The sequence below is a fragment of the Paenibacillus sp. MABNR03 genome (genome assembly GCF_050455445.1).
GTDB classification, from domain to species: domain Bacteria; phylum Bacillota; class Bacilli; order Paenibacillales; family Paenibacillaceae; genus Paenibacillus; species Paenibacillus xylanilyticus.
The window spans coordinates 127,234-140,062 of record NZ_JBCIYR010000006.1; the positions used below are offsets into that span (position 1 = coordinate 127,234).

Annotated in this window: 10 protein-coding genes and 2 riboswitches; of the genes, 9 read left to right on the forward strand and 1 reads right to left on the reverse strand. The window is 50.9% G+C overall.

The genetic code is table 11. The features are described 5' to 3' along the window. The first annotated feature begins 183 nt into the window (after positions 1 to 183). From AAIH57_RS24825 to sdaAA, 9 genes are all read left to right on the forward strand, one after another. The gene (locus AAIH57_RS24825; RefSeq protein WP_175395824.1) at positions 184 to 894 is read left to right on the forward strand and encodes a response regulator transcription factor; all 711 of its coding nucleotides are present in this window, start codon (positions 184 to 186) and stop codon (positions 892 to 894) included. Next, positions 891 to 2,354, forward strand: coding sequence for an ATP-binding protein (locus AAIH57_RS24830; RefSeq protein WP_430023389.1), 1,464 nt, complete (start codon positions 891 to 893; stop codon positions 2,352 to 2,354). The genes AAIH57_RS24825 and AAIH57_RS24830 overlap by 4 nt, the downstream gene beginning before the upstream one ends. A 33-nt stretch (positions 2,355 to 2,387) precedes the next feature. Next, entirely contained in the window at positions 2,388 to 3,479 is a 1,092-nt protein-coding gene (locus AAIH57_RS24835) for a LolA family protein (RefSeq protein WP_430023390.1), read from the forward strand. A 30-nt stretch (positions 3,480 to 3,509) separates the two neighbouring features. Then, entirely contained in the window at positions 3,510 to 4,013 is a 504-nt protein-coding gene (locus tag AAIH57_RS24840) for a PH domain-containing protein (protein ID WP_430023391.1), read from the forward strand. Beyond that, positions 4,006 to 5,529: a PH domain-containing protein gene (locus AAIH57_RS24845; protein WP_430023393.1), complete on the forward strand. Its 1,524-nt coding sequence runs from the start codon at positions 4,006 to 4,008 to the stop codon at positions 5,527 to 5,529. Before AAIH57_RS24840 ends, AAIH57_RS24845 begins: the two co-directional genes overlap by 8 nt. A gap of 205 nt (positions 5,530 to 5,734) precedes the next feature. Continuing rightward, the gene (locus tag AAIH57_RS24850; RefSeq protein WP_175395820.1) at positions 5,735 to 7,015 is read left to right on the forward strand and encodes an MFS transporter; all 1,281 of its coding nucleotides are present in this window, start codon (positions 5,735 to 5,737) and stop codon (positions 7,013 to 7,015) included. A 104-nt stretch (positions 7,016 to 7,119) separates the two neighbouring features. Further along, positions 7,120 to 8,625 carry a collagen-like triple helix repeat-containing protein gene (locus AAIH57_RS24855; RefSeq protein ID WP_430023394.1) on the forward strand — a complete coding sequence of 502 codons (1,506 nt, stop codon included), beginning with the start codon at positions 7,120 to 7,122 and terminating at the stop codon, positions 8,623 to 8,625. A gap of 138 nt (positions 8,626 to 8,763) precedes the next feature. Then, a riboswitch (glycine riboswitch) is annotated at positions 8,764 to 8,889 on the forward strand. A 4-nt stretch (positions 8,890 to 8,893) separates the two neighbouring features. Next, a riboswitch (glycine riboswitch) is annotated at positions 8,894 to 8,998 on the forward strand. A 106-nt stretch (positions 8,999 to 9,104) separates the two neighbouring features. After that, the gene (gene sdaAB, locus AAIH57_RS24860; RefSeq protein WP_430023395.1) at positions 9,105 to 9,794 is read left to right on the forward strand and encodes an L-serine ammonia-lyase, iron-sulfur-dependent subunit beta; all 690 of its coding nucleotides are present in this window, start codon (positions 9,105 to 9,107) and stop codon (positions 9,792 to 9,794) included. Next, positions 9,784 to 10,725, forward strand: a complete 942-nt coding sequence (gene sdaAA / locus AAIH57_RS24865; RefSeq protein ID WP_430023396.1) for an L-serine ammonia-lyase, iron-sulfur-dependent, subunit alpha — start codon at positions 9,784 to 9,786, stop codon at positions 10,723 to 10,725. Before sdaAB ends, sdaAA begins: the two co-directional genes overlap by 11 nt. A 170-nt stretch (positions 10,726 to 10,895) precedes the next feature. On the opposite strand, the gene AAIH57_RS24870 is transcribed toward sdaAA, so the two are convergent. After that, a complete protein-coding gene (locus AAIH57_RS24870; RefSeq protein WP_175395816.1) occupies positions 10,896 to 12,665 on the reverse strand; it encodes an alpha-glycosidase in 1,770 nt (589 codons plus the stop codon). Positions 12,666 to 12,829: the final 164 nt, after the last annotated feature.

Genomic DNA, 12,829 nt, shown 5'->3' on the forward strand with positions numbered 1-12,829 from the left:
TGAAGACATAACGACAGCATGCGTCAACCAATGGAAGAGGGGGCGTCCTGGGATCAGGGGGCTCTTTTTGCGTACGCTTTACTGTATTTATGTCAAAGAAACGCATTTATGAAGAAAGTATAAACTCTGCGGAGGGATGAACATTCTTCACTACAATACAGTTATGGGGAGGATGAAACAGCGATGAGAGACAACATAAACATATTGCTGGTGGAGGATGACACGGAAATTGCCCGCATTTTAATGGACCATCTTCGGCGTGAGGGGTACGGGGTGACTTGGGCTTCGAGTGGTCTGGAGAGCTGGGAAGATTTCAGAGAAGGGACCTACCAACTGGTTTTGTTGGATTTGATGCTGCCAGAAATGGACGGGTTCACGGTATGCAAAAATATCAGACTGATCAGCGACGTTCCGCTGCTCATGATGAGTGCACGCATCGAAGAAGAGAGCAAAGTCAGAGGTCTTGGCTTGGGAGCTGACGATTATATTACCAAGCCATTCAGCCTGGCGGAACTGACGGCCCGTATTGAATCCCATCTTAGCAGATACCGTAGATATCAGGGCAACAAGCCTGACTCAACCCATCAACTATATAACGACGGGTTGTCGATCGACCTATTGAATCAGCGGGTGCAGCTTCATGGGGAAGATGTCGTACTGACCAACAAGGAATGGGCCTTGCTCACATTGCTCGCCTCTCATCCGGGCAGGGCATTCACCAAGGCGGAACTATATGAACATGTATGGAATCAGCCGGTAGCGGGAAGCTCAGGCACGGTTACCGTCCATGTGAAGAGCCTGCGGGCCAAGCTGGGTGATGAGCCCCACCAACCACGCTGGATTCAGACTGTATGGGGCAGTGGATACCGATTTGTAGGGGATCCTTTGGAATGAAGCTGAAATACTGGTTGATGATTGCTTTTCTCATTGTGATGCTGCTGCCTGTCGCCGCAGGCTGGGCGCTATTCTCCCTGTACAACTACTATAACGAACAGCTTGCCGTAACGGAGTATGTGGAGTTATCCGGACGGCTGGCTCCTATTGAGCAGGTATTATCTGAACCGGGTCTGTACCGTCTGCAATCGGCTGATGCCTATGCTACGCTCTCCAAACTGGCGAATGAACAAGTGAACTTTGATTTGTATTTGCCATCAGGCATTCGGGTGTATACATCTGGCGGGGATACCTGGTCTGCCGGTGCTTATACTGTCAGGGGCTCGGAATTATATCGGGATCTGTACGATATGCAGACTCGTCATCGCACGTTTACGCTGAAAAAACCGGTATGGGAAAAAGGCGAACTGGTTGGCATTTATGAAATCACCATGCTCCGTGGAGAGTGGCTTAAAGGCATCTCTATTCGGACAACCTGGGTCATTGGGTCCGCCGCCGTTTTCTTTATCCTGTTATATGGCACCGTGCTCTGGCTGCTATCCAGAAAGCTTTTTCGCCCGATGAGACAACTGATGGGCAGAATGCATGCTTTTGCGCAGGGGGAAATTCCTATGAATGATGTACCGATACGTCGTGACGAAATGGGTACGTTGCTGCAGCAATTTGATGCGATGCAGGAGAAAGTCAGACAGACTCAGGCAGAGGTGGAGAAGGAGCAGCAAGAGAAAGAGCTCATGGTCGCCTCGCTGTCTCATGACCTGAAGACACCGTTAATGTCCATTAGTGCCTATGCGGAGGCGCTTAGTGTTGATACATCCTTAGAGCCACTGGAGAGACAGGAGTACCGGGACGTGCTGTTTGGTAATGTGGAGCGGATGAAACGGATGATTGGTGAACTTGAGATGTATACAGCGCTGGGTTCCAGTGAATCGGGGATGGCCATGGTTGAGGTGGAAGGTGAAGAATTCTTCGACATGCTTCTTGGGAGTTATGGGGAACTCGCCGAGCGTGAACAAATTGACGTGAAGACGGTTGTCTGCACAAACCACCTGTACCAGGTTCATCCCGAACAGCTGATGCGCCTGACAGATAACTTGATTAACAATGCACTTCGCCACACAAGGACGAATGGTGTAATGGGGCTGGGTGTCATTGCTTCAGATCAGCCGCTGCCGGAATGGATCATGCCTTCGCTGGATTTGGAGCTGAATGAGTACAGAGCAGGGGCAACATTGATCCTGGTGCAAAATGAAGGACCTGCTATTCCTGAAGAACAGCTGGGTCGCATTTTCGAGCCCTATGTTCAACATCAGAATCAGGAGGAGAACGGTTATGCAGGAGGTTCGGGTCTGGGATTGAGCATAGCCAAACGGATTGCCATAAGGCACGGAGGGGATATGCGCATGTGGTCATCCGAGGGATACGGAACGCTGGCAGCATGCCGACTGCCTGAAACGTAGAGATTTTGAACGAAATAAGAGAGGATGAGTGGTATGATGAAAAAAGGATGGATGATGCTAGGAACGGCCATACTTGCAGGTTCAATGCTCGGGGGTTGTGCGGAGAAGGATATGCTCGGCCTGTCTGGTGATGAGATGATCGAGAAGGTCGTCAGTGCAGAAACGGAACCCGCTTCGTATTACGCTGAAGGTGTCATGAAGGTGTGGTCGGATGACAAGCTGAACCACACCATGCACATCAAGGAATGGGTCGACGGAGAGACAGGGCGTAAGCGCACAGAAACAGAGGAGAATGGCAACGTAAGCTACGCAGTCAATAACGGAACGGACATCACCATTTACGAAAAGGAGACGGGTACGGCCTATTCGATGAACGTATCTGCCTTGGGACAACAGCCTGAACAGACTCAAAAGCAGATGCTGGTGGATCAGCTGGAACGGTTGCGGGATTCCCATGATGTGGATATGATGGGACAGGAAAAGCTTCACGGACAGGATGTCATTCACATTAAACTGACGCCAAAAGAAGAAGGCACATTATCCATCTCCTCCGAGTATTGGGTAGACCCCAAAACGTGGATGATTGTTAAAGTCATTAGCACATATGGTGATGAAAAGTCTGAAATGGTCTATGATCCGATTCAATATGATCCTGAATTTTCTGAGGATACGTTCGTGATCGACATCCCCAAGGGGGTTGATGTGAAGGATCTGAATGATCTAACCCAGAGTTCGGAAGTGAGTCTGGAAGAAGCTGAACAAGCTTTGGGACAACCCTTTCTGCAGTATATGAACGGTGCGCTTGAACTGTCACGGATTGAGATGTATTCATCAAGTGGAGATTTCGGCAGGGATGAAGTGACTTTGTATTATGTCAACAACAACAAGGTGGAAGTGAGTCTGACGGTATTCCAGGCGCCGGATGAAAATGGTGATGATACACTGCTGCCTGATGAGTCCAAGATTGAGGTTCGGGACACCGAGGGTTCGTATATGAAGAGCATCCGGAACATATCATGGAGCGAGAATGGACTGCGCTACTCCATCATGGGTGAGAACGAAGAATGGACGAAGGAGAAGCTTCAAGCTTGGGCGAAGGATCTGACACTGCCCAATCAGCTTTAATTCGAATTGTAGGAGAGTGTGAGTTAAGCAATGGAAGCAATGGATTACACAGAGCATAATAACGGAGAACTGCGGCGTCTCCACCCCAAAGCCAAACAAGCAACAGCCTTGACGGCCTTAATGGTCAACGGGCTGTTGACTCTTCTGGCCATCGCATATCTGATTGTCGCATGGGTTAAGGAGTGGGTGCAGTGGCCGGGATGGATAGGTGTGGGGCTTTTCATCATTTCACTAATCTGGTACACCTGGATTCTGCCTGGATTGCGGTACCGGCATTTCAGTTTCCGTGTTGCTGAAGACGAGTTGGAAATTCATTCCGGCTGGCTGTGGCAGACGGATACGATTGTGCCGATGACACGTGTACAGCAGGTGGAACTGGAGAGTGGTCCGCTGCTGCGAAAGTATGGGCTTGCCAAAGTCAGCATCGTTACTGCAGCAGCCACGCTTCACATTGCCGGACTAGAAAGGGAAGAAGCGGAGCAGTTGAAGCGCAATATCGGACATCTGGCCAAGGTGGAAGATCACGATGAATGAACCGAAGCGTCTACATAAGTTGTACGTCTTATTCCCCCTTTTTAGCGTAATGAAGTCCATCATTCCAATCCTCATTTTGCTCATCATCAAAGGCGTGAACTGGAGCAAGTTCCCCTGGTACGGTTATGCTGCGGTGATTGTAGTAATCGTGCTGCCTTTTGTCTTGTATGGTTGGTTTACATGGCGTAAATTCAGCTATACGCTGCAGGAAGATCGGATTGTTCTGCGCCGGGGCATATTTGTCCGGGAGGAGAAATCGATCTATTTCAGCCGGATTCACTCCATCCAGACACAACAGCCTCTGATTCAGCGGATCCTCCGGCTGGCTCAGCTCAAGATTGAGACGCCTGGAGGCAACGCAGAGGCGGATGGGGTGCTACCCGCTCTGGCAATTGCGGAGGCCGAGCGGGTAGAGCAATGGCTATATCAGAAGCGAAGTGAAGCTGCGAAGAAAGAGGAAGCACCTGCCGCAGCCGAATATGCTCATGAGCATGCTCACCATGAAGAGGGAGAATCTCCTGAGCAGAATGAGGGGGTTATACAGGAGGGGCCTGCTCCCCTTGTGCGGCGAGAGCGGGGGGTTCTGCTGCGGCTGTCAGCCGGCAGACTGTTTGCCGGAGCATTGACAACGATGAATCTGCCGCTTGTTGTGGTATTCGGTACAGGGGTCTACTCATTCGCAGATGACCTGCTACCGGATCATTTCTACAGCAGTCTGGTTGAACGGGCTGGACAGCTGTCAGCGATTTGGTGGCTCGGACTTGTTCCCGTCATGTTTTTGCTGGCTTGGATACTGTCGGCAGTGCTGTTCACGATCAAATATGCCGGATTTACCGTAGAACAGGAAGGCGGTAATATTACCATTGTCTCCGGTCTGCTCGACCGGAAAAAGCATGTGTTTTCTCCTGGTAAGGTACAGGCAGTGGAGGTCAAGGAAGGGCTGCTGCGACAGCCATTTGGTTATGCCGAGGTGGAGATTTTTGTTCTGACTTCAGAGACGGAGAAAAAAATGATGCTGCATCCGCTGCTGCCGCTCCGTGATGTGAATGAGCTGCTTGCCCGAATCGTACCGCAATTCGAATTACAGCCACCCGTTACATGCCCTCCGAAGCGGGCCCTCTGGCTGTTCATGCGCTGGAAATTGCTTGGTGCAGCCGTGCTCGGAACGGCGGGAACCGTGTTTCTGGGCCCAACAGGAGCACTGCTGTTTCTCTTATTGCCCTTATGCGCCGTGTGGGGATACGGATGCTTCAAAGATGAGGGGATGAGTATTCAAGGTAAGCTGTTAACACTTCGCCACCGGACCATATCCCGCAGTACGGCATTAATGCGCCGGCCTCATGTGGTCACGGTGAATACTGTTGCTACGTCTGGGCAGCGAAGCAAATCCTTGTTATCCGTCCGGGCGAAACTTATGGTGAATCGAATCGGCTTTAAAGCGGTTTTTCTGGAACGGGAACAGGCCAATGCTGTTAAGGACTGGTTTCGGCAGGCTTCTGCCTTTATGAAGAGATGAAAATCGAATATCACGAAGAATGTACCCATTTAAGGCTGCCGGAATGCCGGCAGTCTTTTTTATGTTTGGGAGGCTAACTAAACGTGAACAACAACGTTTGGCATGATCCTTTTGTTACTGCGAAAGAAGATGAAATAGGGGATAATACATTTAATGGAATTTTCCTTTCTGTAATTAGATGATTCATTAAGGAGGGGTGTAATGGATGAGCAATGATCACAAAAAGGGGGAAGCGGAAACAAGCCGGCGAGGTGGATGGAAACATGCCGGATTGCTGCTTGGTGGGGTAGGCATATCCAATCTGGGGGATTTTATCTACATTGTGGCTATTAATCTGATGGTGCTCAACATGACTCAGTCTCCAGCAGCAGTAGCAGGATTGTGGATCATCTCCCCTATTGCCTCGGTATGCACCAAGTTCTGGTCAGGCAGTCTGATCGACCGCTATGACCAGCGGCAGATGATGATTGGAGCCGATCTGGTGAGAGCTGTACTCGTGGCAGTGCTTCCGCTGATGCCGAGTCTATGGATGATGTATGGCGTCATGTTTCTTGTCAGTATGTCGTCCTCCATATTTGTGCCGTCTTCACAGGTATATATTACCCGGCTGGTTCCTGCTGAGCGGCGAAAGCGATTCAATTCCCTGCAGGCGATGATCAGCTCAGGCGCTTTTATTACCGGTCCGGCCATAGCGGGAGTTATGCTGATCTATCTGTCTCCTGTGGCCGCGATCTATGCCAATGCAGCTTCCTTTGTTGTGTCTGCACTGATCCTGATGTTCTTGCCAAGGCTGGGCATTGGAGAGCAGAACCGCGGAACGGGGACAAGGCTAACCCCACGTCTGATTGCACAGGATTGGCGTGCCGTGCTGCACTTCAGTCATCAATCAGGTTATGTGGTCGGAGTCTATGCTTTGTTCCAGATCATTCTCGTCATCGGCATGTCGCTCGATGCGCAGGAAGTGGTGTTTATCCGTCAAGTAATGAACCTGTCCGAATCGCAGTATGGCGCGTTGATGAGTGTTACCGGAGTTGGCTATTTGGCTGGATCTCTATTGGTTTGGTTATTCGCCAAACACTTGCCTATCCGTCATATGATGGGCGGTGGTGTGCTCCTGGTCGCGCTTGGCTATTTCCTGTTCGCTCGTTCATTTTCGTTCGAGCTTGCAGCATTCGCCTTTATTATGCTTGGGCTGTGTTCCGCACTGGCGAACACGGGTCTGGTTACCTTTTATCAGAATAATATTCCGGTGGACCTGATGGGGCGGATGAGCAGCGTGCTTGGACTGATGCTGAGTGCTTTACAGGTCATCTCAATTTTGGCAATGGGGGGAGTTGCTGAAGTGATATCCCTTCGGACGGTGTATACGGTTGTTTCAGCAATTCTTATGCTGGGTGCTCTCCTATTGTGGCTTACTAGCTGGTTTCCTTCCAGACAACTATTTTATGGCGAACATGAGTCTTCCAAAAAATCATTTAGTGGTTAGGCATCATACTGTTTTCGACTGAACGATCCCGTGACAGGACGCATATAGATAGAAGATGATCTCGATCCGGCGACATAAGCTAGGAAAAGGGGGCATCGCAGAAAATGGCTGTCTTATCAACGGGGCCGATTGAAAATAGTATCGTGGTGGGAAGCGGTGTACGCCCTACCCAGAGAATTACGGTAAGAGTGGACAATCGGGATCCAGCAAACTTTGCAACCGTGCTGGTTCAGGGCTACTACTTGAATGGCATTCGTACATTATATGTGGAAGAAGTGTTTAATGTTTTGCCCAATCAGTTGATAACAAAAGATTATTATGCAAACTTGGATGCATTTGAATTCATCTTCACTACGGGGGATGCTGCTGCGGCTGATGTTCAGGTCTCCGTATGGGGGAAGGATCAGAATGGGGAGTTGGTAACAGCCCACCGTCTGGTGTCTGAGGAGTTGCTGGGAGCGTACGGGGGCATAGTTGGGGCGACTGGTGCTACTGGAGCTACCGGGACAGCAGGTATAGTGGGAACGACGGGACCCACAGGTATTACTGGAGTGACAGGAATGACAGGTGTTACCGGCCCGCCGGGAGGAACGACCGGAGTGACAGTGGCGACGGGGATCACTGGAGTCACAGGATCCATTGGAGTAACCGGAGCGACAGGGATCACCGGAGCAACAGGAATCACTGGAGCAACAGGAATAAGTGGAGTTACCGGTCTAACAGGCACTACGGGAAGTACTGGAACTACAGGAGCAACAGGGGTCACGGGGGAAACTGGGTTTACAGGAGATACTGGCGTTACAGGACTTACTGGAGTCACAGGATCCACTGGAGTAACCGGAGCGACAGGGATCACCGGAGAAACAGGAATAAGTGGAGTTACCGGTCTAACAGGCGCTACGGGAAGTACTGGAATCACAGGAGCAACAGGGGTCACGGGGGAAAGTGGGTTTACTGGAGATACTGGCGTTACAGGACTTACTGGAGTCACAGGATCCACTGGAGTGACCGGAGCGACAGGGATCACGGGAGAAACAGGAATAAGCGGAGTTACCGGTCTGACGGGCGCTACGGGAACGACCGGAATCACAGGAGCAACAGGGGTAACTGGAGCAACAGGAATAAGTGGAGTTACCGGTCTGACGGGCGCTACGGGAACGACTGGAATTACAGGGACAACTGGGGTTACGGGATCAACGGGAGCTTCCGAACCTGCGAGTTCATCGCTATTTGCTGACAGTCAGACAACTGCACTCGCTATACCGCTTGCGGGGGAAACAACGATTCAGACACTCAATGTCCCCGTCGTAGTAGGTCAACGGGTAAAGATTGATAACAGTGCTCAAATTGCCGTTGTGGTTACGGCCAACTGGAGCGTGACATTCGCTATGCGACTCCGCAGAAATGGAGTTCTGATTAACGAGCTGATTCTTTCCCGGACGGGAATTACTGCGTCTACGGTACGCTTTCTTTCATCTAATACCTACGTCGATACATCTATTGCAACGGGAAATAACGCCTACACGATAGGTATCCAATTTACAACGGCCACGAACGTAACCAGTGCCTCAGTTGAGACACGAAACCTGAATGCCATTCGTTTTACCTGATCCTAATCCCAAGATGATAATGATACGTCACTTTTATTGACATTACGTGTGTTGCATATTAATCTGTTATATGAATGATTCATTTAAAAATGATAAGCGTTTGATATGTGTTCGAACGAGTATTGACCATACAGCGGATGAGAACGAGCGGGAGAGACCTGAGCCGGCCAAGTGTAACCATAGGGCTGCCAGGCACCGAAGGAGCAAGCTGCTGCGCACCCGGCGCAGTGGTTAATCTCTCAGGTAAATGTACCATCGTTGGACGCAACTCTGGAGAGTGCGCAGGTTGCGCCACCCAAGGGGTATATGATGAGAACGGTATGCCGACTGCGGCTGCCCCTGATCATGAAACTCTCAGGTAACGAGGACAGAGAGAGGGCCTAAGGCCTTCTACTGTCCTTTTTTGATGTCATCATTCAGTAATGAAGGAACATTATGGTGCATGTCTGGATGGATATGACGATATGGAGGGGTGCAGGATGCGGTTTAAAGATGTTTTTTCAATTATTGGTCCGTCGATGACGGGTCCGTCAAGTTCACATACAGCTGGGGCTGCAAGGCTTGGGAGAATTGCGCGTCAGTGGCTGGGATGTACCCCGGAACGTGCCAGGCTAACATTATACGGTTCATTTGCTGATACGTACCAGGGTCATGGTACGGATCTGGCACTGATCGGCGGTTTGCTTGACTATGCCACGGATGATCCGCGTATACCGGACGCCGAGGAATATGCGGAGCAAGCGGGTATGGAGGTTGAATTCTTTACGAGTGGACTACCTGCTCCGCATCCCAACACGGTCAAGATTGAGTTGTGGTACGGTGAGCGTCAATGCTCGCTGATTGGTGCTTCCATTGGTGGCGGCAGTGTAACGGTGCATTCGCTCAATGATTTCCGTGTACAGATCAGTGGAGAGTTTCCAACACTGGTTCTGCGCCATTCGGACAAAGCAGGGGTGCTCGCTTCGGTTACGTCTACAATCAGTTCGTCAGGTGTTAACATCGGTTACATGCAAGTGGACCGGAAAGCCCGGGATGGCGAAGCGCTGACAGCGATGGAAATGGATGGAGCGCCAAGTCCGGAAATGTTGAACCGCCTGCGGTCACTGGATCATGTGCTGGATATTCGCGTTATTGATTTGAAGAAAGGGGTGGAACCGGATGCGGTTTAAGCACTTGCACGAACTGAATACCATCTGTACGGCTGAATCGAAAACCATTGCCAAGCTGATGATTGAGGAGCAGGTTCAGGAGACCAATACGCCCGAAGCAGACGTTGTACAGCAGATGTCAGAGTACTATCAGGTGATGAAGGAAGCTGTGCAAAAAGGGCTTACCGAGGATACGACTTCACGCAGTGGCTTGACCGGCGGAGACGGCAAGAAAATGGCGGAGTATATTCGTCAAGGCGAAACCTGTTCGGGTGATGCTTCTGCACTTGCGATGGCCTATGCCCTTTGTGTGTCTGAAGTCAATGCTTCCATGGGCCGGATCGTGGCTACGCCGACAGCGGGTTCGTGTGGCATTATTCCGGGGGTATTTATCAGCTCCCAAGAGCGATTCGGCTGGAGTGATGAGCATCTGGTCAACGGCCTATTCTGTGCAGGTGCGATTGGATATGTCATTGCTAACAACTCGTTTATCTCCGGTGCTGAAGGCGGCTGTCAGGCTGAAGTCGGTTCTGCGATCGGCATGGCTGCCGGTGCCATGGTTGAACTGCGCGGAGGGACACCCGAGCAGGTTGTTCATGCGGTAGGTCTCGCGTTAAAAAATACACTGGGCCTCATCTGCGATCCGGTTGCGGGCCTCGTGGAAATCCCATGCATCGTCCGTAACGGACTGGGTGCCGTAACGGCTCTCGCTGCGGCCGACATGGCACTGGCCGGGGTACGGAGTGCCATTCCGTCGGACGAAGTCATTGACGTCATGCTGGAAGTCGGAAGTGCCATGCCGAGCAGGCACCGCGAGACGGCCCAGGGCGGCTTGGCCCAGACGCCCACGGGCCGGAAAATGATGGAGAAGCTGGCCAAACCGAAGGCGAAGCGTGCAGAGCCTGAGGAGGAGATGGGGAACGCGCAGGGAAATTCGGAAGAGCAGGCCTAGAACCGAGCAGCTAAGGCGAGCATTCATCATAGAAAACCAATAAAACAAGCGTCCACTGCCCTTTTACAGGTCATACAGGACGCTTGTTTTCGATTCAGGAAATCTAATTAGCTCCTTTGGTATGAATAAGTAGGGGGAAGGTCGTGTGATCTACAATGCATACCAAGTGACTACTTGCTCTGCTCTCGAGTGATCTCCGTACTTAGTACGGCATAACCATAAGCGGGCAGTTCAATGGCCAGAACATCGCCATCCTTGGCTGTACGATGGTTGCCGTCCAATAATTCGGTCCATTCGCCTGTACCTGCATCCAGTTCAATGATCGCCGTCTCCTCCGAACGATTGAACAGAATGAGAATACGTTCCTCATCACTCTGCCGTTCCAGGACCAGCTGGCTTCCTTCTGCCCGAGCCTGCAGGAATCGAACTTTGCCTTCTGCGCGCAGAGCGGGGTGAGCATGACGAAGCGCAATGAGCTGTTGATAAAAGGCTAACAACTCGCGGTCCTGCTTCGCTTCATCCCACTCCATGCATTTCCGGCAGCCCGGATCAGCTCCACCATCCAGCCCAATCTCGTCTCCGTAATAGATGCACGGCGTACCTATGTAAGTAAACTGGAATAGCGCCGCCAGTTTCATTTTGCGCTGGTCACCTTCACATAGCGTCAGCAGCCTTGGTGTATCATGACTGTCCAACAGGTTGAACGCCACTTCGCTGGCTTGCAGCGGATAACGTGATAATTGCCGGCCGATGGAGTTCGCGAACGCCTCGGCATTCATTTTATTTTTCACAAAGAAACCATTCACGGCATCGGTAAACGGATAGTTCATGGAGGCATCAAACTGGTCTCCTTGCAGCCAGGCCGAGGATTCATTCCATATCTCACCGAGAATGTACGCATCCGGATTCGCAGCTTTCACCACCCGGCGGAAATCACGCCAGAATGCATCATCCACTTCGTCCGCGACATCCAGTCGCCAGCCGTCCATGCCCACTTCCTTGATCCAATACTCAGCAACCTTTAGCAGATAGTCTTTCACCTCGGGATTTTCCGTGTTCAGCTTGGGCATGTGCGGCTCGAATCCAAAGGTTTCATACGTAGGGATGCCATCCTTCACATCCAGCGGGAACTCGTGTACGTGGAACCAGTCTTTATACTTGGATTTTTCCCCGTTTTCCTGCACGTCCACAAAGGGAGCAAACGTCTTCCCGGAATGATTGAATACCGCGTCCAGAAGCACCCGAATGCCGCGTTCATGACACAGCTTAACCAGCCGTTTCACTGTATCTGCATCACCGAAATGCCGATCTACCCGGAGATAGTCTTCGGTATCATATTTATGGTTGGTGGTCGCTTCGAAGATAGGGGTAAAATAGATGGCGTTAATGCCCAGCTCGCTGAGATAGTCCAGATGATCAATCACACCCTGGAGGTCGCCTCCGAAGAAGTTGGACGGTGTAGGATCGCCGCCCCATGGCTCAACATTCTCCGGATTAAGGTCAGGGTTTCCATTGGCAAACCGCTCGGGAAAGATCTGATAGAAAACAGCATCCTTGACCCACTCAGGCGGCGTGAAGACCGCACCCGGGTGAATATAGGGGAACTGAAACATCTGCCCTGGATCGTCCGGTTCGTCTTCCTGGAAGTCCGTTTCGGACATCCAGATCTGCTCGTCTCCGCTTTTCAGCAAAAAGGAGTATTTCAGGCGATGGTACGGAGGTTTTATTTCACCCTCATAGTAGTCGAACATGGCGTCGGAGGTGAACTTGGCCAAAGGAATCAGCTCTTTGGTGTTTTCCCATGCGTATTTATCACCCGTCATGGCGTATACCTCGGTGAGATCATTCTTTTTGGCACGCAGACGCAGACGAACAGAATCCTTATCGTAGGCGTACGCCCAGTTTCGTTTGGGTTGATGATAGATGGCTTCCAGCAGCATGCTTAAATTCCTCCCCTTTTCACATACGGTATGTACTTTATAGACCTCATGGCATGGCATTTCTGAAGTTGCAGATTAAGGTATAATGAAAATTAAAGGTAACGGAGTATTCATCTAAGGAGTATCGTTTCGTTTATACATACAGCTTACTCCATTATGTTCAG

Coding starts and splice junctions, on each gene's coding strand:
- AAIH57_RS24845 (WP_430023393.1), top strand. CDS start 4,006: ATGAATGAACCGAAGCGTCTACATAAGTTGTACGTCTTATTCCCCCTT.
- AAIH57_RS24835 (WP_430023390.1), top strand. CDS start 2,388: ATGATGAAAAAAGGATGGATGATGCTAGGAACGGCCATACTTGCAGGT.
- AAIH57_RS24830 (WP_430023389.1), top strand. CDS start 891: ATGAAGCTGAAATACTGGTTGATGATTGCTTTTCTCATTGTGATGCTG.
- sdaAA (WP_430023396.1), top strand. CDS start 9,784: ATGCGGTTTAAGCACTTGCACGAACTGAATACCATCTGTACGGCTGAA.
- sdaAB (WP_430023395.1), top strand. CDS start 9,105: ATGCGGTTTAAAGATGTTTTTTCAATTATTGGTCCGTCGATGACGGGT.
- AAIH57_RS24855 (WP_430023394.1), top strand. CDS start 7,120: ATGGCTGTCTTATCAACGGGGCCGATTGAAAATAGTATCGTGGTGGGA.
- AAIH57_RS24825 (WP_175395824.1), top strand. CDS start 184: ATGAGAGACAACATAAACATATTGCTGGTGGAGGATGACACGGAAATT.
- AAIH57_RS24870 (WP_175395816.1), bottom strand. CDS start 12,665: ATGCTGCTGGAAGCCATCTATCATCAACCCAAACGAAACTGGGCGTAC.
- AAIH57_RS24840 (WP_430023391.1), top strand. CDS start 3,510: ATGGAAGCAATGGATTACACAGAGCATAATAACGGAGAACTGCGGCGT.
- AAIH57_RS24850 (WP_175395820.1), top strand. CDS start 5,735: ATGAGCAATGATCACAAAAAGGGGGAAGCGGAAACAAGCCGGCGAGGT.